This window comes from Prauserella halophila (assembly GCF_024171895.1).
GTDB classification, from domain to species: Bacteria; Actinomycetota; Actinomycetes; order Mycobacteriales; family Pseudonocardiaceae; genus Prauserella; species Prauserella halophila.
On sequence record NZ_JAMTCQ010000009.1, the window covers coordinates 1 to 23,702 of the forward strand.

Consider the following 23,702-nt stretch of genomic DNA (forward strand, 5'->3'; position numbering starts at 1 on the left):
GACCACGCTTGACCCGTCGGATTCCCCGATCCCAGTCCCGGGCCGTCCGCACGTGCACTCCCACACGTTCGGCCGCGACTTTCCTGGTCACACCCTCATCCCGCAACGCCAAGAACTCGGCCTTGCGAGGATCGGCAGCCCGCTTCGACCAGAACCCCGCCGCACGAGCCCACCCCTGCGCCGTCACGCGATCGATACCCACCGCACACGCCGCCAAACCCACACACTTGACCACGTCAAGCAGAGCCACAAACCTCTCACGCCGACCCACAACCGACACGATCGCCACAACCTCCCACAACTCAGGGTGTTGCAACCACCGCTAGAACCCGCCCACCTTCGGGGCACTCAACGCCCCCAAGGTGCCCTTCGGGGCGTCACGCACCCGACCGGAGTGATTACTCAGCGTGGTGCGCCCACTGTCGCCGAGTCGTCAGTCGGCACTGCAGGAGCCGGCCGGTCACCTCACGCTGGGTGTTCGGGGCGGCCGTCGGCGGCCCACTCGGTGTGGAACACGCCGCCGGAGTCGACCCGGCGGTAGGTGTGGGCGCCGAAGAAGTCGCGCTGCCCCTGCACGAGTGCCGCGGGCAGCCGGTCGGCGCGCAGCGCGTCGTAGTAGGCCAGCGCGGTCGAGAAGCCCGGCGTCGGAATGCCTAGGCGCACCGCGGTCTGGACTACCGACCGCCACGAGTCCTGGGCGTCCTCGACGGCCTTGCGGAATCCGCCGCTCGTCAGCAGTGTCGGCAGGTCCGCCTCGTCGGCATAGGCGGCGCGGATGTCGTCGAGGAAACGTGCCCTGATGATGCAGCCGCCGCGCCAGATCGCCGCGACCTTGCCCAGGTCGATGTCCCAGCCGTACTCGGCCGCCCCCGCGAGGATCTGGTTGAAACCCTGCGCGTAGGCGACCACTTTGGACGCGTACAGCGCCTGCTCGACGTCGTCGGCGAACCGCTCGGCGTCGGCACCGGACAGCGGGGCGCGCGTCGGCCCCGCGAGGCCGTGGGCGGCCGAACGCAGGTCGGCGTGGCCGGACAGCGACCTGGCGAACGTCGCCTCCGCGATGCCCGTGATCGGTTCGCCCAGGTCGAGTCCGATCTGGACCGTCCAGCGGCCGGTGCCCTTCTGCTCGGCCTCGTCGGCCACGACGTCGACGAACGGCCTGCCCGTCGCGGCGTCGGTGTGGCCGAGGACCTCGGCGGTGATCTCGATCAGGTACGACTCGAGCCGACCGGCGTTCCACGTGCGGAAGACGTCCGCGATCTGCGCCGGTTCATACCCCAGTGCGCCGCGGAGCAGGTCGTACGACTCGGCGATCAGCTGCATGTCCGAGTACTCGATGCCGTTGTGGACCATCTTGACGAAGTGGCCCGCACCGTCCGCCCCGATGTGAGTGCAGCACGGCTCCCCGTCGACGTGCGCCGCGATGCTCTCCAGCAGCGGACCGAGCGATTCGTACGACTCGGCCGAGCCTCCCGGCATGATGCTCGGCCCGTGCAGCGCGCCCTCCTCGCCGCCGGACACACCGGTGCCGACGAAGTGCAGACCACGTTCCCGCAGCGCGGCCTCACGACGGCGGGTGTCGGCGAAGTGGGCGTTGCCCGCGTCCACGATCACGTCGCCTTCGTCGAGCAGCGGCGCGAACTCCTCGATCACGGCGTCCGTCGGCCCTCCGGCCTTGACCATGACGACCAGTTTGCGCGGGCGCTCCAGCGCGTCGACGAACTCGCGCGCCGAGTACGCCGGTGCGAAATCGCCTTCGTCGCCGAACTGCTCGATCAGCTCCCTGGTGCGGGATTCGGACCGGTTGTGCAGGGCAACGGTGTGCCCGCGACGGGCGAGATTGCGGGCCAGATTCCGCCCCATCACGGCGAGTCCGGTCACGCCGATGTCGGCCTTCTTCGTCATGGGCGTAACCTTACTCCGACCTCGTGCTTTGGGGCAGCGGCGCGAAACGGTACCGTTTACGCTGCCATGGCCAGTACCGTGACCTCTCGCCGCAAACAACTCGGGAACGAGTTGCGGCATGCGCGCACCAGCTCGGGGATGACCCAGCAGCAGGTGGCCGCGATCCTCGACTGCACCCAGGGCAAGGTCAACAAGATCGAGTCCGGTGCCGTCGGCGCGAAGCTCGGTGACGTCCGGACCATGATCGATGCTTACGGCGTCGGCGGCGAAGAGGCCGATACGCTGCTGAATCTCGCGCGTGCCGCTGCAGGGCAGCGTGGCCACTGGTCCGGCTACCGCTCCGTGGTGCCGCACTGGTTCCGCACCTTCACCGACCTCGAACCCGCCGCCGCCGAGATCATGACGTGGCACGGGGAGCGGGTCCCCGGTCCGCTGCAGTCCGAGCACTACATGCTCAAGCAGTTCACCGAGTTCGGCTCGAGCGACATCACCTCGCTGGTGCGCGCCCGGCTCGACCGCAAGGCCGTCTTCGACCAGGAACAGCCGCCGTACTACCGGTTCATCCTGTCCGAATCGGCGTTGCGCAGGGCCCCGGGCGGGCAGTCACCCGGCGTGATGCTCGATCAGATGGAGCATCTGCTCGAGCTCGAGCGCCGCACCCGCGTATACATCCACGTGCTGCCGTTCGACGCGAAGCTCGCCGCCGTGCCCAACGACTTCACGATCATGCGGTTTCCGGATCGCACCCGTGACTTCGTCTACGTCGAGCACTCCGCGGGCGGCATCTACCTCGACGACATGAAAGACTTCCAGATCTTCGTCGACTCCTGGGACCGCCTGCGCGGAGCTGCGCTGGAACGGGGCGAGACGCGGGAGTTCGTGCAGGAGATGGCGGCGCACTACCGCTCGCAGCTGGTCACCTGAACCCGCAGGCAGCGGTGGCGGCGGGTTCGCCGGACACGGCGTGCGAGGAACCGGCAGGGCAGGTGCCGGTCCGGGTGGGCCGGGTCAGAGACGGGTGACGTATCGCGAGGTGAGTCTGCGGTCGTCCGGAGATCCGTCCTGCGGTCGTGGGCGGCGGCCGACGAGTCCCGGTCCGAACCGGCGCGGCCTGCGTGGTGCGGGCAGCACGGGTGCGGGGCCGTCGGCGCCGTCGGGGACCTCCTGCCCCGTACTCGAGGCGTTCGTCGGGGTCATCTCCAGTCGTACGGCCATATGTACTCACCCCCAGAGCGCACGCTGTGCGCGTGCAAGCGGACTTGTGGTTCGCCTCTCAGTGGCCGGGCCGGGGTCGACCCACCGCCGAGCGTTAGGAATAATCCTAGGAGTGGATTAATCACGGTGTCGACAATCTTCGTGAAGTTCCCACGGATGGACGCACGCTTTGGTCGGATCGGCACCTGAACACAAGGGCAAACCGGAACAACGGCGCAGAATCGGGCCTGCCTCGAGAGGTGGCGCCTGGGTCGGTACCGGTACGGAGGTAGAGATGGTCGACCGCGCAGTGGAGACGGATTATTACGACCCGGCAACCGTCGTGTGCCGGTTCGACCCGGTCGGGTGGCAGAAATCGTTCGCGAGCGAGCCCAACGGTGGCAACTGCGTGGAGGTCAACTTCGGCGACACGGACGGCGACGGCAACATCGGCGTCCGCGACACCAAGCTCGACGACAGTCCCGTCTTCATGTTCACCCGCGGTGAATGGCAGGCGTTCGTCACCGCCGTGAAGGCAGGCCAGTTCGATCTGCCCGCCTGAAGACTCGGCCTGCGGTGGCCGATCCTGTGCCTATCCCGGCCGGTCCGGTGGGCCGTTCCGCTGTCCGCGGCGGCCCGGCGGCCGGCCGTTCCGCTGCCCGCGGCGGCTGACCCTGTCGCCTGCCCTGCGATCCGATCAGTGGGCCGCCCGGAGATCCGGCGGCACGGCTACCCGGAGGTTCGGAGGTCTGATCAGCGGTTTGGCAGCCCCCGTTCCGCCGGCCCGGCGCCGGGTCGTAGACTGGAAAACGGACCCCCGCGGCGTCCACCCTGCGAACCTCCCCAGGGCCGGAAGGCAGCAAGGATAAGCAGGCTCTGACGGGTGCGGGGGTCCCCTTTTTTTGCGGACCGGCCCCTGCTTCCAACGGCCTCCGCCGGCACCCGCTGTCTCCGGCGTTGCCGCAGCGCTGTTGGCGAACCGCCAGGCGCGTGTCTGGGTGCAGGACACGCGGGTCCGAGTGCAGGACATGCGACGTGGGTGTCGGGGCGGAAGTGCTCGTTCGGGTGTCGGCCGGGGCCGGTACGCTCGCTGCCGTGGCTCTCGCGCTGTACCGCAAGTACCGGCCGTCGACCTTTGCCGAGGTCGCGGGGCAGGAACACGTCACCGAGCCGCTCCGCACCGCGCTGGCGGCCGGACGCATCAACCACGCCTACCTGTTCTCGGGGCCCCGCGGCTGCGGCAAGACGTCGAGCGCCCGCATCATGGCCCGCTCGCTCAACTGCGACAGCGGCCCCACGTCCGACCCGTGCGGCGAATGCGGCCCGTGTAAAGCGCTTGCGCCCGAGGGGCCCGGCAGCGTGGACGTCACCGAACTCGACGCTGCCAGTCACGGCGGTGTCGACGACGCCCGCGAACTCCGCGACCGCGCGTTCTACGCGCCCGCCGAGTCGCGGTACCGCGTGTTCATCATCGACGAGGCCCACATGGTCACCACGCAGGGTTTCAACGCCCTGCTGAAGATCGTCGAAGAACCGCCTGAGCACCTCATCTTCATCTTCGCGACCACCGAACCGGACAAGGTCCTCACGACCATCCGCTCGCGCACCCACCACTACCCGTTCCGGCTCATCCCGCCGACGGCCATGCGCGAACTGCTCGAACGCAACGTCACCGCCGAGGGCGTCAACGTCGAACCGGCCGTGTACCCGCTGGTCGTGCGTGCCGGTGGCGGATCCGCGCGGGACACCCAGTCGGTGCTGGATCAGCTCCTCGCCGGTGCGGGTCCCGACGGCATCACCTACGACCGGGCCGTCGCGCTGCTCGGCGTCACGGACGCGGCGCTCATCGATGCGATGGTCGACGCGCTGGCCGCCGAAGACCACAAGGAGGTCTTCGCCAGCATCGACCGCCTCGCCGAGGCCGGTCACGATCCGCGCCGGTTCGCCAGTGACCTGCTCGACCGTTTCCGCGACCTGATCCTGCTGCGTTCCGTGCCGGAGGCTGCGTCGAACGGCATGGTCGCCGCGCCGGAGGAGGAGCTCAGCCGCATGGTGGCGCAGGCCGAACGCGTCACGCCCGGCACGCTCACGCGCTACGCCGAACTGCTGCACAACGGCCTGCGCGAGATGCGCGGTGCGACCGCGCCCCGGTTGCTGCTCGAGCTGCTCGCCGCACGCATGCTGCTGCCCGAGGTCGCCGACGACGAAGGCGCCACGCTGCAGCGCCTCGAACGTCTCGAACGCCGTATGACCGCAGGCGGCGGGGCTGCTCCGGCCGGCGGTGCGGCTCCGGCCGAAGCCGCACCGGAGCGGACGTTCGAACGGCCTTCGCAGCGTGCGCAGCAGTCCGAACCGGTGGCAGCCGCTCAGGCAGTGGAACCGGCCGATTCCGCTGCCCAGGCCCAGGCCCGGACCCCGGAATCGGCGTCCCCGAATCCGACGGTCGAGCCCGCAACACCGCAGTCGGCGACACCGGAGCCGACCGCGCCGGAGCCGCAGGCTGCGTCGCCGGAGGCCGCCGGTCCCGAGCCGGCTGGGACCGCGTCGCCGCAGCAGGCCCCCGCGCAACCGGACCCCGCACAACCGGGCTCTGCGCAATCGGACTCTGCGACGCCGCCGGAATCCTCGACGCGGCCGGCAGCCCCGGCGCAGGCGAATCCGGATCAGCCGACCCCGGCGCAAGCTGCAGCCCCGGCACAGTCCGAACCTGCACAGCCGGAACCTGCCGCTCAGGCGGGTTCGGCCGCGGAGTCCGTTCAGCCGGGTCGGATCGATGCGGCGGCGTTGCGCCAGTACTGGCCGCAACTGCTGTCGACAGTGCGCAAGGCCAGCCGCAGCACCGAGGCGATGCTCACCAACGCGACGGTGCACAGCGTCGAGGGCAACGGCGTGACCCTCACCCACACCGCCGAGCCACTGGCACGCAGACTCTCGGAGCCGCGCAATTCGGACTGCATCGCCGCGGCACTCGGCGAACTGCTGGGTGGTCAGTGGCAGGTGCGGTGCCTGCACGCGGGAGCTGCCGGTGCACCGCCTGCGCAGTCGGCGTCCGCCGGACCGGCGCAGGGTTCACCGGCGAGGCAGGCGGCTGCTTCCCCGTCCGGCAGCGCTCAGCCCGCCGGGGGCACCCAGCCCGCCGGGGGCGCTGAGCCGACCGGCAATGCCCACGCCGGCGATGCCCAGGCCGGTAGTGCCCAGCCCGGCGGTGGCCAGCCCGGACATGGCCGGCCGGGCGGCGCTCAGCCCGGCGGTTCCCAGCCGCCACAGTCCGAGTCACCGCAGCCCCAGCCGCCACAGTCCGAGGCTCCACAGGCACAGGCACAGGCACAGGCACAGGCACAGGCGGAGACCGAGACCGAGGCGTCGGTGCCGGTATCGGCGCCGGCGCAGCCTGCACCGGGTGGCGAGGCCCCTGGTGGTGAGGATCCGAGTGACGAGGCCCCGGGCGGCTCCGTCGGGCCGAAAGTGACGACGACCGAGCCCGACATCCCACTGCCACCGGAACCGGACGACGAGGACGGCGCGCCGGAACCGCCGCCGCAGTCCGAGCCCGCGCGGGCAGCGCGCCAGCAGGGGGCGCCGAACGGCGGTGCGCAGGCGGGCGGCACACCGGCAGGCGCCGATTCCGACGACCCGGAGCTCGTCGCCAGGCGGCTGTTGTCGGATCACCTGGGCGCCCGCCCCATCGACTGACCGGGCCGCGTCCCGCCGCATCCCGACGACGTGTCCCGATGCGCCCCGTCAGCCGTCGAGGTAGCGCAGCACGCCTCGGGCGATGGCGTCGGCGTATCGGCGGCGGCCTTCCCCGGTCGACATGGCCGCCGCCTCAGCGGCGTTGCGCATGTTGCCGCATTCGACGAGTACGGCAGGCACTGTCGACAGATTCAGCCCCGCCAGGTCGGCGCGTCCGTCGAACCCTTCGGACGAGGCGATGTAGTTCGACGTCGGCAGGCCCGCCGCGGACATCCCCGCCACCATGTCGCGCGCCAGGACGGGTGCGGCGGCGCGCTGGGCGTCGTTCAACGGCGGGTCGGAGTAGATGACGTGGAACCCGCTCGCGTCGGCGGACGATCCGTCGGCATGGATCGACACGACCGCGTCCGCGTCGTTGCGGTTGCCGATCGCGGCACGCTCGTCGACGCACGGGCCGACGCCGTCGTCATCGGTCCGCGTGAGCACCACGCGGACGCCGCGGTCGGTCAGCTTCGTGCGGACCTGCTCGGCGACCGCGAAGTTGAACGCGTGCTCGGGATAGCCGTCGTCGGTGCTCGTGCCGGTCGAGTTGCACTGCTTGCGCTCGCCGCGGCCGTTCGGCACCTTGCGCTCGATCCGGTCGAGGTTCGCGGCGTTGCGTCCGTTGTGCCCGGGATCCAGCACGACGACGAAGTCCTCCTGCTCAGTGGCTTCCCGCTCGGCTTCCCGCTCCGAGCCCGCCGCAGTCGAGCGCCGGGGCGCCGACCCCGCCGGCCCTGCCGACGTCGACCCCGCCGAGTCGGCCGATGCCGAACGCTGCGTCGCGGCCCGCCGGTCGCCGACCTCGCCGTCGGATGCGGGTTCGGCCGCCGAACAGCCCGTCAGCAGCATGACGAGACCGGCCGTCGCGGCGACCGCGCGGACCGGCCTGGTTGCGAATGAGCCCCCCGAACTTCGCACGGTGTCCACGGTGCCACAGGTGCGACGACTAGGCTGGCCAGTACAGCCAGCTCAAGCGAGGAAGATCGGATCGACACCATGGCGCAGCCCGGCGGCGGAATGCCCGACATGCAGCAGATCATGCAGCAGGCGCAGCAGATGCAGCAGCAGATGCTCGAGGCGCAGGAAGAGATCGCCAAGGCCGAGGTCACCGGCACCGCGGGCGGCGGCAAGGTGACCGCAACGGTCAACGGTGAGCTCCAGCTGCAGAAGCTCGACATCGACCAGGCGGTCGTCGACCCCGAGGACGTGGAAACGCTGTCCGACCTGGTGGTCGCGGCCGTCCGCGATGCGACGTCCAACGCGCAGCAGCTCCAGCAGGAGAAGCTCGGCTCGATCACGGGCGGGCTCGGCGGCGGTGAAGGCCTGCCCGGCATGGGCAACCTCGGCCTTCCCGGAATGTAAGCGTGTACGAAGGTGTCGTTCAGGACCTGATCGACGAGCTCGGCAGGTTGCCCGGCGTCGGTCCGAAAAGCGCGCAGCGGATCGCATTCCACCTGCTCGCGTCGGATCCGCAGGACATCGGGCGCCTGCGCGAGGTGCTCGGCAAGGTCGCCGAAGGCGTGCAGTTCTGCGAGATCTGCGGCAATGTCTCCGAGGCCGAGCGGTGCCGGATCTGCAACGACGTGCGCCGGGACGCCACGTCGGTCTGCGTCGTCGAGGAACCGAAGGACGTACTGGCCGTCGAGCGCACGCGCGAGTTCCGCGGCCGGTACCACGTACTCGGGGGTGCGCTCGATCCGCTGTCGGGGGTCGGACCCGACCAGCTGCGCATCAAGGACCTGCTCACCCGCATCGGGTCGGACGAGATCACCGAGGTGATCATCGCGACCGATCCGAACACCGAGGGTGAGGCCACGGCGACGTACCTGGTGCGGATGCTGCGCGACTTCCCCGGGCTGACGGTCACGCGGCTGGCCTCCGGGCTGCCGATGGGCGGCGACCTCGAGTTCGCCGACGAGCTGACGCTCGGCCGCGCGCTGTCGGGCCGCCGCGCGCTGTGACTCGCCGTGGCTTCGAGCTGCGATGCGGTGCGTGACGGTCGCGCTGTCGACCCTGCCCACGACCTGGCCGACCGGGTCCTCGCCGCGCCGCCACGGCTCGGGGCGGCGCGGCTCGTCGTGATCGACGGGCCTTCGGGCGCGGGGAAGTCACACCTGGCCGCCCGGGTCGTCGACGTCCTGCGCGGTCGTGGGGCCGACCCCGCCCTCGTGAGCACCGACGACTTCGCGACGTGGGACGACCCGGTGTCGTGGTGGCCGCGGCTGACGGCCGGGGTCCTCCGGCCCGTGGAAGCGGGCAGGCCGGGCCGGTACCGGCGCACCGAGTGGACCGACGCCGGCGATCCCGTGCCGGGGGCGCAGGTCGACGTTCCGGTACCCGGTGTGCTCGTCCTGGAAGGCGTGTCCTCGGGGCGCCGCTCCGTGCGGGACTCGACGTCCGTGCTGTGCTGGCTGGACCATGCGGACCGCACGGCGCGGCTGGAGCGGGCCCTCGCGCGTGACGGGGAGTGGTCCAGACCGCACCTGGAGCGCTGGCAGCGCTTCGAGACCGGCTGGTTCGCGGTGGACGAACCCTGGAACGCGGCCGACGTCCGCTATTCCTCCGAATGGTCTAGTCATCTCGGTGGAAGCGCCTGAAACCACGGGAATTCGGGCACGTTCCGTTTCCGGGCCATGAATTTCTCGCCGGAAAAAGGTTGTCAAGTAGCCCGATCGTAACCTCAGGTACTTAAGGAACCGGCCATGAGCCGCTAAGGTCTGCCCCCATCTACGCCCACCTGGGCGTAACCCGACTGACCTTCCTCAAGGGGTGCGAACATGCTCCACTCACGGGTGACTCGCACGCGCCGCCTCGCCCTGATCGGGGTGGCAGGCGCGTTGGCGTTGTCCGCTTGTGCCTCGGAACGAGGCGAGGACGCCGGCGACGCGAACACAATGGTGTTCGGTGCCGCGGGTGCGCCGAAGAACTTCGACCCGATCTTCAACGACGACGGCGAAAGCTTCCGCCCGATCCGGCAGATGTACGAGACGCTCGTCGCGTACAAGGCAGGCACCGCCGAACTCGAACCCGGCCTGGCCACCGAATGGACTCCGAGCGACGACGGCAAGACGTGGACGTTCGAGCTCCGCGAAGGGGTGAAGTTCCACGACGGCACGGACTTCAACGCCGAGGCGGTCTGCTTCAACTTCGAGCGCTGGTACAACATGCCCAGCGCCGCTGCGCAGAGCCAGATGATCTACTACGGCGACGTTTTCGAAGGCTTCGCCGAGAACAAGGGCGACGCCTCCGGCGACCCGGTGTACAAGTCCTGCGAGGCCAAGGATGAACACACCGCGGTGCTGAACCTCAACGAAGCCAAGGGTGCTTTCCCAGACGCGTTCGGCCTGACGTCGCTGTCGATGTCGAGTCCGGAGGCCCTGAAGGAGCACAGCGCCGACGAGGTCACGCAGAGCGGCGAATCGTTCAGCTATCCGGACTACGCCAACGAACACCCGACGGGCACCGGCCCGTTCGAGTTCGAGTCCTACGACAAGTCCGCGAACACGATCACGCTGACGCGCAACGAGGACTACTGGGGTGACCAGGCGGAGCTCGAGAAGCTCGTCTTCCGCGTGATTCCGGACGAGAATGCCCGTAAGCAGGACATGATCTCCGGCCAGATCGACGGCTACGACCTGCCGAACCCGGCCGACTACCAGGCGTTGCGTGACTCGGGTGCCCAGGTGATGATCCGCCCGACGTTCAACATCCTCTATCTGGGCATCAATCAGAAGAACACGCCGGAGCTGGAGGACGAGCGCGTCCGCAAGGCGATCGAGTACGCGGTCAACAAGGAGCAGCTCGCGAAGAACCAGCTGCCCGAGGGTGCCTCGGCCCGGTACCAGTTCGTGCCGGAGGAGACCGACGGCTACACCGACGAGGTCGAGAAGCACGAGTACGACGTCGACGAGGCCAAGCGGCTGCTGAAGGAAGCAGGCGCCGAGGACCTGACGCTCGAGTTCTACGTGCCCACCGAGGTCAGCCGGCCGTACATGCCGGACCCCGTCGACATCGCGGGTGCGGTCTCGGACAACCTCGACGCAGTCGGCATCGACGTCGAGATGCGGCAGCGCCCGTGGAACGGTGGCTTCAAGGACGACATCCAGAAGCACGGTAAGCACGACATCCACCTGCTCGGCTGGACCGGCGACTACGGCGACGCGGGCAACTTCGTCGGCACGTTCTTCGGCCGCGAGAAGGCGGAGTTCGGCTTCAACGAGCCGGAGGTCTTCAAGGCCCTGGCCGATGCGGACGCGAAGGTCGACGACGAGGAGCAGAAGCAGGCCTACGAGGAGGCCGCGGTCAAGATCTCCGAGTACGTGCCGGCCGTACCGCTGACGTCGTCGCCGCCGGCGATCGTCGTCGGTGGCGATGTTCAGGGACTCGTCCCGAGCCCGCTGACCGACGAGCGGTTCGCCTCGGTTTCCAAGGGCCAGAGCTGACGCTCTGCTCGACATCCCACCGGGAGGCAGTGCTCACGTGCGCGCCGCGTGCGTGAGCACTGCCTCCCGGCTTCATGGGGCAAAGGCACCTATTCATGCTCAGGTTCACGGTGCGTCGGCTGCTACAAGCGGTTCCGACGCTGTTCGTACTGTCCATTCTGGTCTTCGCGTGGCTCCGGTTGCTGCCGGGCGGGCCTGCGACGGCCCTGCTGGGAGACAAGGCCACCCCGGAGCGGGTCGCGGCGATGAACGCCGTGATGGGACTGGACGATCCGATCGTCGTTCAGTACTTCCGCTTCCTCGGCCGGATTCTCACCGGCGACTTCGGAAACTCGCTGATCACCGGCGATCCGGTGATGGAGGAGGTCAGCTGGGCGTTTCCGGCAACGCTGGAACTGTCCGTCGCGGCGATGTTCCTCGCGGTGCTGTTCGGCATCCCGATGGGCTACATCGCGGCGCGGTTCCGCGGCAGATTCCTCGACAACGCCACGGTCGTCACCACGCTCGTCGGCGTCGCCGTGCCGGTGTTCTTCCTCGGCTTCCTGCTCAAGTACGTCTTCACGCAGGAGATGTCGCTGCTGCCGCCGTCCGGCAGACAGGACGTGCTGATCGACTCCACCCGCGTCACCGGTATCGCCACGCTGGACGGGTTGCTGACGGGAGAGTTCGATGCCACGTGGGATGCGATGCTGCATCTCATCCTGCCCGCGGTGGCGCTGGCGAGTATTCCGTTCGCGGTGATCGTCCGCATCACGCGTGCATCCGTGCTGGATGTGCAGGGTGAGGACTTCGTCAGGACGGCGGATTCGAAGGGCTTGACGACGCAGGTCGTGCGCAAACGTCACGTGCTGCGCAACGCCCTGCTGCCCGTGTCGACCACGATCGGCCTGCAGACCGGCCTGCTGATGTCGGGTGCGGTGCTGACCGAGAAGGTGTTCGCCTGGGGCGGGCTCGGCACCCTGCTCGAACAGGCGATCCAGCAACGCGACTACCCGCGGCTACAGGGGCTCATCCTGCTGTTCGCGGTGGTATTCGTGCTGGTCAACCTTCTGGTCGACATTTCGTACGCAATCATCGACCCGAGGGTGCGTGTGCGATGAGCATTCTTTCCACACGGAAGGCCGAGAAGATCGACTCGCTGGCCGAGGGTGGAACCAGCCTCGCCATGGACGCGCTGCGCCGGACGTTCCGCAGTCCGGTCGCGATCCTCGGTCTTGTCATCGTCGGCCTGTTCGTCATCCTGGCGATCATCTCGCCGTTCATCGCGCCGAAGGATCCGTATCGGCCGTATCCGGAGCTGAAGGCCGAACTGACGCCGTCGAACATCCCCGGGCCGATGCCGGGCTTCTTGCTCGGCAGTGATCAGAACGGTTACGACTTCTTCTCGCGGCTGCTCGTCGGCGCGCAGCAGACGTTGTTCGTGGGCGTGTTCGCGACGCTGATCGGTGTGGCCATCGGCATGATCATCGGTGGCCTCGCCGGCGCGTTCGGCGGCTGGGTCGACAGCGTGCTGATGCGGCTCACCGACATCATGCTGTCGGTTCCCTCGCTGCTGCTGGCGATCTCGATCGCGGCGCTGCTACCGGGCAGCCAGTGGACGGTGATCATCGCGGTGGCGATGATCGGCGTACCAGTGTTCGCGCGACTACTGCGGGGCGCGATGATCGCCCAACGATCGAGCGACCACGTGCTCGCGGCGACGGCTCTGGGCGTCAAGCGAAAGACGATCGTCTTCCGGCACATGCTCCCGAACTCGATCGGCCCGGTGATCGTGCAGGCGACGCTCACGCTCGCGACCGCGATCATCGACGCCGCGGCGCTGTCGTTCCTTGGCCTCGGTGACTCCGACTGGCGGCGCGCGGAGTGGGGGTTGATGCTCGGCAACGCGCAGGAACTGCTCAGCGTGAAGCCGTCACTGGCGTTCTTCCCCGCCATCGCGATCATCGTCGTGGCGCTCGGCTTCACACTGCTCGGCGAGTCGATGCGGGAGTCGCTCGACCCGAAGAACAGGCGGTAACTCACGTGGCACTACTGGACGTACGCGACCTCGGCGTCGTGTTCAAACGCAAGGGAACCCGTCCGTTCACCGCGGTCGACGGCGTCAGCTTCTCGGTCGAACCGGGGCAGACCGTGGGCCTGGTCGGGGAATCGGGCAGCGGTAAGTCCGTGACGTCGCTGGCGCTCATGGGCCTGCTGCCGAAGCGGGGCGCGGAGATCAGCGGTTCGGTGACGTTCGAAGACACCGAACTGCTGACGCTCTCCGACAAACAGCTGCGCGACCGCCGTGGCCGGGACCTGGGCATGGTGTTCCAGGACCCGCTGTCGTCGTTGAACCCCGTGATCACCATCGGGCTGCAGATCACCGAGGTGCTCGAACGGCACCGCGGGATGTCCCGGAAGGAGGCGCGGGTCGAGGCCGCGGAGCTGCTGGACCGGGTCGGGTTGCCGGATCCGCAGCGGCGGCTCGACGAGTACCCGCACCAGCACTCCGGTGGGATGCGCCAGCGCGTGCTCATCGCGATCGCGCTCGCGTGCCGGCCGAAACTGCTGATCGCCGACGAGCCGACGACAGCCCTGGACGTGACGATCCAGGCCCAGATCCTGTCGTTGCTGTCGGATCTGGTGTCCGAAACGGACACTGCACTGATCATGATCACGCACGATCTCGGTATCGTCGCCGGGCTGTGCGACAACGTGAACGTGATGTACGGCGGGCGCATCGTCGAGCGGGCCGCGCGGCACGACCTGTTCGAACGGTCACGGCACCCGTACACGCACGGTCTGCTGCAGTCGATCCCCCGGCTCAACGCGCCGCGGGGCGAGCCGCTGACACCGATCAGGGGCTCGGTGTCGGACAACATCGAGTGGGAGCAGGGTTGTGCGTTCGCGCCGCGGTGTCCGAACGCGACGGACGTGTGCTGGAGCGAGCCGCCCGAACTGAAGGCCGACGACGGCAGGATGCTGCGCTGTCACAATCCCGTCGCCCTCGGCGATGCCGTCACGGAGGGAGCGCTGTGACCGACGAAACCGTTACGACGACCGGAGCTCCCGGAACCGATGCGGTGGACACCGACGCGGGTGCCGAAACGGTGGGTGCCGAAACGGTGGGGGCTGACGTGGCGGGTGGCGACGTGGCGGGTGGCGAGGTCGCAGGCACCTCCGCTGCCGACGACGGCGCTGCGGGCGAGGACGACGTGCTCGTCACCGTCGAGGGAATCGAGGTGCATTTCCCGATCAAGCGGGGAATCGTGCTGGAACGCACCGCCGGATACGTCTATGCGGTCGACGGGATCGACCTGACGATCCGGCGCGGGGAGACCTACGGTCTGGTCGGCGAGTCCGGCTGCGGCAAGACGACGCTCGGCCGCGGGTTGCTGAGACTCGTCGAGCCCACGGGCGGACGGGTCGTGTTCGACGGCACCGACGTCTCGACGCTCAAGGGCGAGGCGCTGCGCACATCGCGCCGCCGGATGCAGATGATCTTCCAGGATCCGCTGTCCAGTTTGGACCCGCGGCAGTCCGTGGAGTCGATCCTCGTCGAGGGGATGCGCGCGCACGGGCTCGACAAGGGCAAGCAGTCGACGCGAGCCCGGCTCGTGGAGCTGCTCGACTCGGTCGGCCTGCCGGAGAGTGCGCTGCACAAGTACCCGCACGAGTTCTCGGGCGGACAGCGGCAGCGGATCGGCATCGCGCGGGCGCTGGCCGTCGAGCCGGATCTGATCGTGGCCGACGAGCCGGTGTCGGCGTTGGACGTCTCGGTGCAGGCGCAGGTGCTGAACCTGCTGGAGCAGCTGCAGCAGCGGCTGGGGCTGACGTACCTGGTGATCGCGCACGACCTCGCGGTGGTGCGGCACATCTCCGACCGGATCGGCGTGATGTACCTGGGTTCGCTGGTCGAGGAGGCGAGCTCCGACTCGATGTACGCCGAGCCGATGCACCCTTACACGAAGGCGCTGCTGTCGGCGGTACCCGTGCCGGATCCGACGGTGGAGGACGACCGGGAGCAGATTCTGCTGACCGGCGACCTGCCGTCGCCCGCGCATCCGCCGACGGGCTGCCGGTTCCACACGCGCTGCCCGTGGAAGCAGGACACGCTGTGCGACACCGACCGCCCGGAGCTGCGCGACATCGGCGGCGGCCACCGCGTCGCCTGCCACTATGCCGAGGACATCCGCGCAGGCGAGATCGGCCGACACGAGGTCGAACCGGAACTCGTCCACCCCGACACCTGACCGGTTGCGCCCCCAAGGGCACCTTGGGGGCGTTCAGTGCCCCGAAGGTGCCCTTGGGGGCACCAGCGGCACGCCCGGTTGCGTTTCGTCGGGCTCTTCGGCGGCGACGGCGGGTTCGGGTGGCCGGTCGCGGCCGCGGCCTCGCGTGAGGCGTGCCGTGGTGGAGCCGAGGAACACGCCGACCACGACGACGACCGCTGCCGCGATCTCGACCGGCGTCGGGCGTTCGTCGAGCAGCAGGAACGACAGCGTCATGCCGACCACCGGCACGAGCAGGGAGAACGGCGCGACCGAGCTGGCCGGGTTGCGGCGCATGAGCGTCGTCCAGATGCCGGAACCGAGGATGGTGCCGAGCAGGACGATGTAGCCGAGCCCGGCCAGCGCGATCCACCCCTCGTCGATCGTGGCCAGCGACCGCCATTGCCGCGCCGGGCCTTCGAAGACCAGCGACAGCGCGAACATGGGCAGCGGCGGCACGACGCTCATCCAGAGTGTGAAGTGCAGCGAGTTGTCCGGCTTCGCCTGCCGCGAGCACAGGTTGCCCGCGGCCCAGCTCAGCCCGCCCAGGAGGGTCAGGATCACCGGCAGCAGTGCGGCGTATTCGGCGCGCTGCCAAGCGATCGCGGCCATGCCGACGATCGCCAGCGCGATCCCCGCCAGCTGTCTGCGGGAGAGCCGTTCGCGCAGCAGCACGGCGCCGAGCAGCACGGTGAACGGCGCGGACGACTGCAGCACGAGTGACGCGAGCCCCGTCGGCATCCCGCTGTACATGCCGACGAACAGGAACGCGAACTGGAGCGTCCCGAACCCGAGGCCGTAGCCGATCAGCCACCGCGCCTTCACCTTCGGACGTGGGATCAGCAACATCGTCGGGATCGCGATGACGAGAAAGCGCAGCGCACCCGCGAACAGTGGGGGAAAGTGCGTCAGTGTCGCGTGGATCGCCAGGAAGTTGCAGCCCCAGACGACGGCGACGAACGCGGCGAGCAGTCGGTCTCTCGGCAGCATGGACACCAGCGTGCGGTCCAACCACTCTGCAGTCCAGCGAGAATATTTGCAGTAAGTATGTAGTTGTGCTTAAATTTTGCCGTGGATGTCGGCAGATTGAGGACGTTGCGGGAGTTCGCCGACCGGGGGAGTGTCTCGGAGGCCGCGAAAGCGCTGAGCTGTACGCCGTCGGCGGTGTCGCAGCAGCTGCGCGCGCTGCAGACCGAGGTCGGGCTCGTCCTCACCGAACCCGACGGTCGGGGGTTGCGCCTCACCGACGCCGGAAGCGCGCTCGTGTCGCGGGCCGACGACGTGCTGGCCGCCATCGATCGCGCCGAGACCGAGCTCGACACGTTCCGCAGCACCCCACGCGGACGCGTACGGCTGGCAGTGTTCCCCTCGGCCGCACTGGTGCTGCTGCCGGGGCTGCTACGGCAGGTCGACGCCGTCGAAGGGCTCGAGCTGGACGTGCGCGATGTCGACATGACGCCACCGGAGGTGCCCGGGCTGATGGCGGACTTCGACGTCGTGGTGATGCACCGGGACGAGTACGCGCAGCCGGTCGCCTCCGAGCGGCTCGAGGTGCTGCCGCTGCTGCGGGAGCCGCTCGACGTGGCACTGCCGCCCGATCATCCGTTGGCCGGCGCCGACCGCGTGGACCTGGCCGACCTGGCCGCGGAGCCGTGGATCAGCGTCGACGTCGGGTTTCCCGTCGACGACTTGCTGGTGTCGTTGGCCTCGCGGACCGGTGTCCGGCCGCGGGTCGTCCAGCGGATCAACGACTTCCGGATCATCGAATCGCTCGTCGCGGCGGGTCACGGGATCGCGCTGCTTCCGCGGTACACAGTGGACACGGCGAAGGTGCTGTGCAAACCGCTCGCCGGTATCAAAGCGGCCCGGCACGTCGAGGCCGTGATCCGGCCCGGCGCTCCCGATCGGCGGCCCGCGGTGCGTGCGGTGCTGGACGCGATCCGCGCCGAGGCCGCGGCTTTCGGCGAACCGGGCGCGTGAGCGATTCCGAAGCCCGCAACACGCGCCCCGGAGCCCGCAACACGCGCCCCGGAGCCCGCAACACGGACCCCGGAGCCCGCAACACGGACCCCGGAGGGCGCAACACGGGGCGGCGTGCCCACCCCGTGTTGCGTTCCTGCTGCGGTACCCGCGGTTGATCAGCGGTAGGCGCGGTTGATCGCCGAGACGACGGCGCGCAGTGACGAGGTGACGATCGACGGATCGACGCCCACGCCCCAGTACACGTTGTCGCCGATGCCGCATTCGATGTACGACGCGGCGCGCGAGTCGTCACCCGGCGACATGGTGTGCTCGCTGTAATCCATCAGCCGCACGTCGTAGCCCACGGTGGTCAGGCCGTCGAAGAAGGCGGCGATCGGGCCGTTGCCGCGGCCGTTGATCTCCCGCTCGTCGCCGTCGACCAGTACGGTCGCGTTCACCTCGTAGCCCTCGGAGGTGGCGGACACCTGTGCGTCCTCGAGCTTCAGCGGCGCGGTGGACTCCAGGTACTCGCGGGAGAAGGCCGTCCACATCGTGTCCGGGTCGACCTCGCCGCCTTCCGAGTCGCTGTAGTGCTGCACGACCTGCGAGAACTCCATCTGCAGCTTGCGCGGCAGGTCCAGCTGGTGCTCGCTCTTCATGATGTAGGCGATGCCGCCCTTGCCGGACTGCGAGTTGACGCGGATCACCGCCTCGTAGGTGCGGCCGACGTCCTTCGGGTCGATCGGCAGGTACGGCACTTCCCACGGGAACTCGTCGACCGGGGTCCCCGCCTTTTCGGCGGCAGCCTCCAGCGCCTCGAAGCCCTTGTTGATCGCGTCCTGGTGGCTGCCGGAGAACGCGGTGAACACCAGGTCGCCGCCCCACGGGCTGCGTTCGGGAACCGGCAGCTGGTTGCAGTACTCGACGGTCCGCTTGATCTCGTCCATGTCGGAGAAGTCGATCTGCGGGTCGACGCCTTGGCTGAACAGGTTCATACCCAGTGCGACGAGGTCGACGTTGCCGGTGCGCTCGCCGTTGCCGAACAGGCAGCCCTCGATGCGGTCCGCGCCGGCCTGGTAGCCCAGTTCGGCCGCGGCGATGCCGGTGCCGCGGTCGTTGTGCGGGTGCAGCGACAGGATGATCGAGTCGCGGTTGTCGAGGTTGCGGCTCATCCACTCGATCGAGTCGGCGTAGATGTTCGGCGTGGCCATCTCGACGGTCGCGGGCAGGTTCATGATCGCGGGCCGCTCCGGCGTGGGTTTCCAGATGTCGGCGACGGCGTTGCAGACCTCGGCCGCGTACGACAGCTCCGTGCCGGTGTAGGACTCGGGCGAGTACTGGAAGCGGAACTCGGTGTCGGAGTACTTCTCGGCGTACTCGGCCGCGAGCTCGGCACCCTGCAGCGCGATTTTCTTGATGCCCTCCTGTTCCTCGCGGAACACCACGCGCCGCTGCAGGATCGACGTCGAGTTGTACACGTGCACGATCGCGCGCGGCGCGCCCTCGAGGGAGCGGAACGTGCGCTCGATCAGCTCGGGGCGGCACTGGGTCAGCACCTGGATGTGGACGTCGTCGGGGATCGCGCCGTCGGTGATGATCTCGCGGACGAAGTCGAAGTCGGTCTGGCTGGCCGCGGGGAAGCCGACCTCGATCTCCTTGTAGCCCATCCGCACGAGCAGGTCGAAGAACTTGCGCTTGCGGGCTGGTGACATCGGGTCGATCAGGGCCTGGTTGCCGTCGCGCAGGTCGACCGCGCACCACAGCGGGGCGCGCTCGATGCGGTTGTCCGGCCAGGTGCGGTCGGGCAGCCGGATGTCCTCGACCAGCTGGTGCCACGGCTCGTAGCGGTGATACGGCATGGACGAGCCGCGCTGGAAGTTCCACCCGGGCTGGCCGGTGGGTGCCGGTCGCGACGGCTTGCGGATGCGGCTACTGGAAGCCGGTGCCTCGGAGATGTCGTGCTTCTCGGGCGTACTCATGTCGTTGCTGCTCCTGCTCGCTTTTCGAAGGCCTCGGTCGTCTCAGACCGGCACGACGAAACCCCGCGACGGGGAGCCGGTCCGATCAGGCCCCGTCGCGGCAGCGAAGCAGAAGTGCGCGTGCCACAGGATCGAGGCTAACCCAATTGCGGACCGAGTGGCGAGGGTGGGCCCCGACATCGAAATGTTACGGCGCGGCGTCGCGGCAGGTTACCGGCCCGTAGTCATGGGGGACACGACGTGTCAGACTGCGGTCATGGGTGAGCACACGGAGAAGAACGCGCAGGGTAGCGCGGGCGGAGGCGCCGAAACGGAGGCGCCTCAGGTGCATCAGCCGTCGGTCCCCACGGCAACGTCCGGCGACAGTGGTGCGCCGGAGGCGAACGCGAGTGCCGGTGCGCCGGAGGCGGGGTCGGCGAACGGCACGCCCGGCGGGGCCGACGCGGCGGGCGCTGCCGCGGGCGGCTCGAGCGGTTCGACCCGTGGTTCGCGGCGCGCGCAGCGTGAGAAGAAGGAGTCGTCGGTCGACTGGACCGCGATCCGCGAACGCGGCGTCGGCCTGCTCGCCGGCATCGTCCGGTGGGTCGGACTCGCCTTCGCGATGATCCTCGTGCTGCACGTCATCTTCGTGATCGGGGAGGCCAACACCGAGAACGGCATCGTGCAGTGGGTGGCCGATTCGTCCGAGAACCTCGCGATCGGCTTCCACGATCTGTTCCAGCCTGAGGACCCGAAGCTCCTCGTGCTGATCAACTACGGCATCGCGGCGATCTTCTGGCTCGTCGTGTCGTCGATCGTGGCGAAGGTGATCCGCCGGGTCGGTGGCGCAGGCGCCTGATCCGGCGACTGGCCGGCCGGGTCGGCGTCTGATCCGGTGGCCGCGTCGCCGCCATGATCAAGGGAGGATTCGGGGCGTTCAACGCCCCGAAGGTGCCCTTGGGGGCACTGAACGCCCCGAAGGTGCCCTTGGGGGCACTGACGTCACGCGGCGCCACTACTGCAGGGGTTCGCCCCACGTTCCCGCGTAGGCGATCTCCGACAACGGCAGGCGGGAGCGCGGGGCCCGCTCGCGCTCGACGTCGCGGGGCTCGCCGAGGACCTCGGCGTCGGCCGTGACGCCGACGGCGATCGCCACCAGCGGGTCGACGTCGGAGGGCACGTCGAACGCCCGCCGCACCTCGTCCGCGTCGAACCCGGCCATCTGGTGCACCGCGAGTCCCTCGGCGACTGCCTGCAGCGCGAGGTTCTCCGCCGCGAGCCCGGCGCCGTACTCGGCGTACGGCACCTCCCCCTTGGCGTTCCGCCGCACCGCCAGTCCCACCAGCAGCGCACCCGCCCGGTGTGCCCACGACCGGTTCCGCTCCGTCAGCGCCGCCAGCACCCGCGCATACGTCTCGTCTCCCCGGCGGCCGACGAGGAATCGTGCAGGCTGGGTGTTGCCGAACGACGGCGCCCACCGGGCCGCCTCGAGGAGCCGGCGAATCTGTTCCGATGTGACGTCGCTCATTGCGTCGAGTGCTCGAGGGCTCCGCCGCTGGGTGATCAGCGGGTGCAGCCCGGCGCTCGGTTTCTCTTGTCCGCCACCCATTCCGCAACTCCAGACTCCGGAAACCAGCAGCTAGACGGCGTGCGAGGGGTCACACAGCCGAATGGCATCCGTGTGAAGGACCGGTACTCTAGGTCACGACGATACGGAGCGTGCGCACCTTTGCGACAAGGCCGCCGAGCGGGCGCCGCTCCTTCGAGGAGGTTCGGCCAAAGTGGCGCTCATAGTCCAGAAGTACGGCGGTTCGTCGCTGGAGAGCGCAGACCGGATCAAGCGTGTTGCCGAGCGCATCGTTGCCACGAAGAAGGCAGGCAACGAGGTGGTCGTCGTGTGTTCCGCGATGGGGGACACGACCGACGAGCTGCTCGACCTCGCGGAGCAGGTGAATCCCGTCCCGCCGGAGCGCGAGATGGACATGCTGCTGACCGCGGGCGAGCGGATCTCGAACGCGCTTGTCGCGATGGCGATCTCGGCGCAGGGCGCCGAGGCGTGGTCGTTCACCGGCTCGCAGGCGGGCGTCGTGACGACGTCCGTGCACGGAAACGCCCGCATCATCGACGTCACGCCCGGACGCGTGACAGAAGCGCTCGACCAGGGCTACATCGCCCTGGTGGCGGGTTTTCAGGGCGTTGCCCAGGACACCAAGGACATCACCACGCTCGGCAGGGGCGGTTCGGACACCACGGCCGTCGCGCTCGCCGCGGCGCTCGAAGCCGATGCGTGCGAGATCTATTCCGATGTGGACGGCGTGTACACCTCGGATCCGCGGATCGTGCCGGATGCCCGCAGACTCGACACGGTGCCGTACGAGGAGATGCTCGAGCTCGCGGCGAGCGGCTCGAAGATCCTGCACTTGCGCTCGGTCGAGTACGCCAGGCGGTACGGCGTGCCGATCCGGGTTCGCTCGTCCTACAGCGACAAGCCGGGCACGACGGTGGCCGGTTCGATTGAGGAGATCCCCGTGGAACAGGCGTTGATCACCGGCGTGGCACACGACCGGTCCGAAGCGAAGATCACGGTCACCGGGGTCCCCGACCATGCGGGCGCGGCTGGCAGCATCTTCCGCGCGGTCGCGGACGCCGAGATCGACATCGACATGGTGCTGCAGAACGTGTCCAACACCCAGGGCCGCACCGACGTCACGTTCACCCTGTCGAAGGCGAACGGGCCGAGTGCGGTGAGCGAGCTCGAAGCGCTCAAGGAGCAGATCGGCTTCTCGGCCGTGCTCTACGACGACCACGTCGGCAAGGTGTCGCTCGTCGGTGCGGGGATGCGCTCGCACCCGGGTGTCACGGCGACGTTCTGCGAGGCACTGGCCAACGCGGGCGTCAACATCGAGATCATCAACACCTCCGAGATCCGCATCTCCGTGCTGATCCGCGACGAGCAGGTCGACGACGCGGTGCGTGCGATCCACGAGGCATTCGAACTCGGCGGCGATGACGAGGCCGTCGTCTACGCGGGGAGTGGTCGCTGATGCCGGGTGGGGTGCGAGTCGGTCTGGTCGGGGCCACCGGCCAGGTCGGCGCCGTGATGCGGCAGCTGCTTGAGGACCGGAAGTTCCCGGTCTCGCAGCTGCGCCTGTTTGCCTCGGCCCGGTCGGCCGGGTCGACGCTGTCGTGGGGCGGCAAGGACATCGAGGTGGAGGACGCCGCCACGGCCGATCCCTCCGGTCTGGACATCGCACTGTTCTCGGCGGGCGGGTCGACCGCGAAGGAGCAGGCGCCGCGGTTCGCGGCCGCGGGCGTGACGGTGATCGACAACTCGTCGGCCTGGCGGCTCGACCCGGACGTTCCGCTCGTCGTCAGCGAGGTCAATCCGGACGCGATCTCCGGCGCACGCAAGGGGATCATCGCGAACCCCAACTGCACGACGATGGCTGCGATGCCGGTCCTCAAGCCGCTGCACGACGAAGCCGGCCTCACGCGCCTGATCGCCAGCACGTACCAGGCCGTGTCCGGTAGCGGGCTCGGCGGCGTCGAGGAGCTGGCAGGTCAGGTCGAGGCCGCGGGTGACAAGGCGAGAGAGCTGACGCACGACGGGTCCGCCGTGGACTTCCCCGCACCGAGCAAGTACGTCGCGCCGATCGCGTTCAACGTCCTCGCCATGGCCGGGTCCATTGTGGATGACGGCACGTCCGAGACCGACGAGGAACAGAAGCTGCGCAACGAAAGCCGCAAGATCCTGGACATTCCGGAACTCGCGGTGTCGGGGACGTGTGTGCGGGTTCCCGTGTTCACGGGGCACGCGATCTCGGTGAACGCCGAATTCGCCTCGCCGGTCTCGGTGGCGCGGGCGCAGGAGCTGCTGTCCGGTGCGCCGGGGGTGCAGCTCGCCGACGTGCCGACACCGCTCGAGGCCGCGGGCAAGGACCCGAGCTTCGTCGGGCGCATTCGCGCCGACCAGGGCGTGCCGGACGGTCGCGGACTGACGCTGTTCCTGGCCGGCGACAACCTGCGCAAGGGTGCGGCGCTCAACGCGGTGCAGGTCGCGGAGCTCGTCGCCGACCGGCTGGCGAAGTAAGCGCCGGCGGGTGGCAGGCCCGGCGAAGCGGAAGACCCGGCGACATAGAAGACGCTGCGAAGTAGGTACCGAAAACCGCGAAGGTTCAGGCCTTCGCGGTTTTCGCTGTCCGGGTACGTTTCTCGGCGCCGGTGACTCGGATCTCCGTCAGTTGTAGATGCTAACT

The 23,702-nt window shown here is 69.0% G+C and carries 21 protein-coding genes, 1 other RNA gene and 1 pseudogene; 16 read left to right on the forward strand and 7 right to left on the reverse strand.

What is annotated here, in order from left to right:
* The coding region (locus tag LY41_RS24015; protein WP_372493120.1) for a helix-turn-helix domain-containing protein at nt 1–289 on the reverse strand (289 nt) is incomplete at its 3' end.
* A 176-nt stretch (nt 290–465) separates the two neighbouring features.
* Nucleotides 466–1,905: an NADP-dependent phosphogluconate dehydrogenase gene (gnd, locus tag LY41_RS06210; RefSeq protein ID WP_253862925.1), complete on the reverse strand. Its 1,440-nt coding sequence runs from the start codon at nt 1,903–1,905 to the stop codon at nt 466–468.
* A 66-nt stretch (nt 1,906–1,971) separates the two neighbouring features.
* Here gnd and LY41_RS06215 point away from each other — a divergent pair, with 66 nt between their 5' ends.
* The gene (locus LY41_RS06215; protein WP_253862926.1) at nt 1,972–2,829 is read left to right on the forward strand and encodes a helix-turn-helix domain-containing protein; all 858 of its coding nucleotides are present in this window, start codon (nt 1,972–1,974) and stop codon (nt 2,827–2,829) included.
* 84 nt (nt 2,830–2,913) lie between these two features.
* On the opposite strand, the gene LY41_RS06220 is transcribed toward LY41_RS06215, so the two are convergent.
* The gene (locus tag LY41_RS06220; RefSeq protein ID WP_253862927.1) at nt 2,914–3,120 is read right to left on the reverse strand and encodes a hypothetical protein; all 207 of its coding nucleotides are present in this window, start codon (nt 3,118–3,120) and stop codon (nt 2,914–2,916) included.
* A 274-nt stretch (nt 3,121–3,394) separates the two neighbouring features.
* Between LY41_RS06220 and LY41_RS06225 the strand changes: the two genes are divergently transcribed.
* The 3 genes and pseudogenes from LY41_RS06225 to LY41_RS06235 all read left to right on the forward strand — a co-directional run.
* On the forward strand, nt 3,395–3,661 hold the full coding sequence (locus tag LY41_RS06225; protein WP_253862928.1) for a DUF397 domain-containing protein: 267 nt from the start codon (nt 3,395–3,397) through the stop codon (nt 3,659–3,661).
* A gap of 244 nt (nt 3,662–3,905) precedes the next feature.
* Nucleotides 3,906–4,004, forward strand: an RNA gene (gene ffs / locus LY41_RS06230) — signal recognition particle sRNA small type.
* A 190-nt stretch (nt 4,005–4,194) separates the two neighbouring features.
* Nucleotides 4,195–6,195: pseudogene (locus LY41_RS06235) on the forward strand (DNA polymerase III subunit gamma and tau); the annotation flags it as partial.
* 645 nt (nt 6,196–6,840) lie between these two features.
* Here the strand turns inward: LY41_RS06235 and LY41_RS06240 are convergent.
* Nucleotides 6,841–7,752: an N-acetylmuramoyl-L-alanine amidase gene (locus LY41_RS06240; protein WP_253862930.1), complete on the reverse strand. Its 912-nt coding sequence runs from the start codon at nt 7,750–7,752 to the stop codon at nt 6,841–6,843.
* A 78-nt stretch (nt 7,753–7,830) separates the two neighbouring features.
* Between LY41_RS06240 and LY41_RS06245 the strand changes: the two genes are divergently transcribed.
* From LY41_RS06245 to LY41_RS06280, 8 genes are all read left to right on the forward strand, one after another.
* Entirely contained in the window at nt 7,831–8,196 is a 366-nt protein-coding gene (locus LY41_RS06245) for a YbaB/EbfC family nucleoid-associated protein (protein ID WP_253862931.1), read from the forward strand.
* A 2-nt stretch (nt 8,197–8,198) separates the two neighbouring features.
* On the forward strand, nt 8,199–8,795 hold the full coding sequence (gene recR, locus LY41_RS06250; RefSeq protein ID WP_253862932.1) for a recombination mediator RecR: 597 nt from the start codon (nt 8,199–8,201) through the stop codon (nt 8,793–8,795).
* Nucleotides 8,796–8,822: 27 nt separating this feature from the next.
* Nucleotides 8,823–9,431 carry a uridine kinase family protein gene (locus LY41_RS06255; protein ID WP_253862933.1) on the forward strand — a complete coding sequence of 203 codons (609 nt, stop codon included), beginning with the start codon at nt 8,823–8,825 and terminating at the stop codon, nt 9,429–9,431.
* 180 nt (nt 9,432–9,611) lie between these two features.
* Nucleotides 9,612–11,276, forward strand: a complete 1,665-nt coding sequence (locus LY41_RS06260) for an ABC transporter substrate-binding protein (RefSeq protein ID WP_253862934.1) — start codon at nt 9,612–9,614, stop codon at nt 11,274–11,276.
* 95 nt (nt 11,277–11,371) lie between these two features.
* The gene (locus LY41_RS06265; RefSeq protein WP_253862935.1) at nt 11,372–12,376 is read left to right on the forward strand and encodes an ABC transporter permease; all 1,005 of its coding nucleotides are present in this window, start codon (nt 11,372–11,374) and stop codon (nt 12,374–12,376) included.
* A complete protein-coding gene (locus tag LY41_RS06270) occupies nt 12,373–13,293 on the forward strand; it encodes an ABC transporter permease (RefSeq protein WP_253862936.1) in 921 nt (306 codons plus the stop codon). Before LY41_RS06265 ends, LY41_RS06270 begins: the two co-directional genes overlap by 4 nt.
* Nucleotides 13,294–13,298: 5 nt before the next feature.
* A complete protein-coding gene (locus tag LY41_RS06275) occupies nt 13,299–14,294 on the forward strand; it encodes an ABC transporter ATP-binding protein (RefSeq protein WP_253862937.1) in 996 nt (331 codons plus the stop codon).
* A 176-nt stretch (nt 14,295–14,470) separates the two neighbouring features.
* On the forward strand, nt 14,471–15,508 hold the full coding sequence (locus tag LY41_RS06280) for an ABC transporter ATP-binding protein (RefSeq protein ID WP_253864005.1): 1,038 nt from the start codon (nt 14,471–14,473) through the stop codon (nt 15,506–15,508).
* Between the two features lie 33 nt (nt 15,509–15,541).
* Here the strand turns inward: LY41_RS06280 and LY41_RS06285 are convergent, their stop codons facing one another.
* Nucleotides 15,542–16,516 (reverse strand): EamA family transporter, encoded by a 975-nt coding sequence (locus LY41_RS06285; RefSeq protein WP_253862938.1) that lies wholly within the window; start codon nt 16,514–16,516, stop codon nt 15,542–15,544.
* Between the two features lie 81 nt (nt 16,517–16,597).
* On the opposite strand from LY41_RS06285, the gene LY41_RS06290 reads away from it, so the two are divergent.
* A complete protein-coding gene (locus tag LY41_RS06290; RefSeq protein WP_253862939.1) occupies nt 16,598–17,506 on the forward strand; it encodes a LysR family transcriptional regulator in 909 nt (302 codons plus the stop codon).
* Nucleotides 17,507–17,664: 158 nt separating this feature from the next.
* Here the strand turns inward: LY41_RS06290 and leuA are convergent, their stop codons facing one another.
* Nucleotides 17,665–19,467: a 2-isopropylmalate synthase gene (gene leuA / locus LY41_RS06295; RefSeq protein ID WP_253862940.1), complete on the reverse strand. Its 1,803-nt coding sequence runs from the start codon at nt 19,465–19,467 to the stop codon at nt 17,665–17,667.
* Nucleotides 19,468–19,723: 256 nt separating this feature from the next.
* Here leuA and LY41_RS24180 point away from each other — a divergent pair, with 256 nt between their 5' ends.
* On the forward strand, nt 19,724–20,305 hold the full coding sequence (locus tag LY41_RS24180; RefSeq protein ID WP_425563716.1) for a hypothetical protein: 582 nt from the start codon (nt 19,724–19,726) through the stop codon (nt 20,303–20,305).
* A 156-nt stretch (nt 20,306–20,461) separates the two neighbouring features.
* Here LY41_RS24180 and LY41_RS06305 read toward each other — a convergent pair whose 3' ends face one another.
* Nucleotides 20,462–21,055 carry a nitroreductase family protein gene (locus tag LY41_RS06305; RefSeq protein WP_253862941.1) on the reverse strand — a complete coding sequence of 198 codons (594 nt, stop codon included), beginning with the start codon at nt 21,053–21,055 and terminating at the stop codon, nt 20,462–20,464.
* A gap of 172 nt (nt 21,056–21,227) precedes the next feature.
* Between LY41_RS06305 and LY41_RS06310 the strand changes: the two genes are divergently transcribed.
* Nucleotides 21,228–22,490: an aspartate kinase gene (locus LY41_RS06310; protein ID WP_253862942.1), complete on the forward strand. Its 1,263-nt coding sequence runs from the start codon at nt 21,228–21,230 to the stop codon at nt 22,488–22,490.
* Nucleotides 22,490–23,536 (forward strand): aspartate-semialdehyde dehydrogenase, encoded by a 1,047-nt coding sequence (locus tag LY41_RS06315; RefSeq protein WP_253862943.1) that lies wholly within the window; start codon nt 22,490–22,492, stop codon nt 23,534–23,536. Before LY41_RS06310 ends, LY41_RS06315 begins: the two co-directional genes overlap by 1 nt.
* Nucleotides 23,537–23,702: the final 166 nt, after the last annotated feature.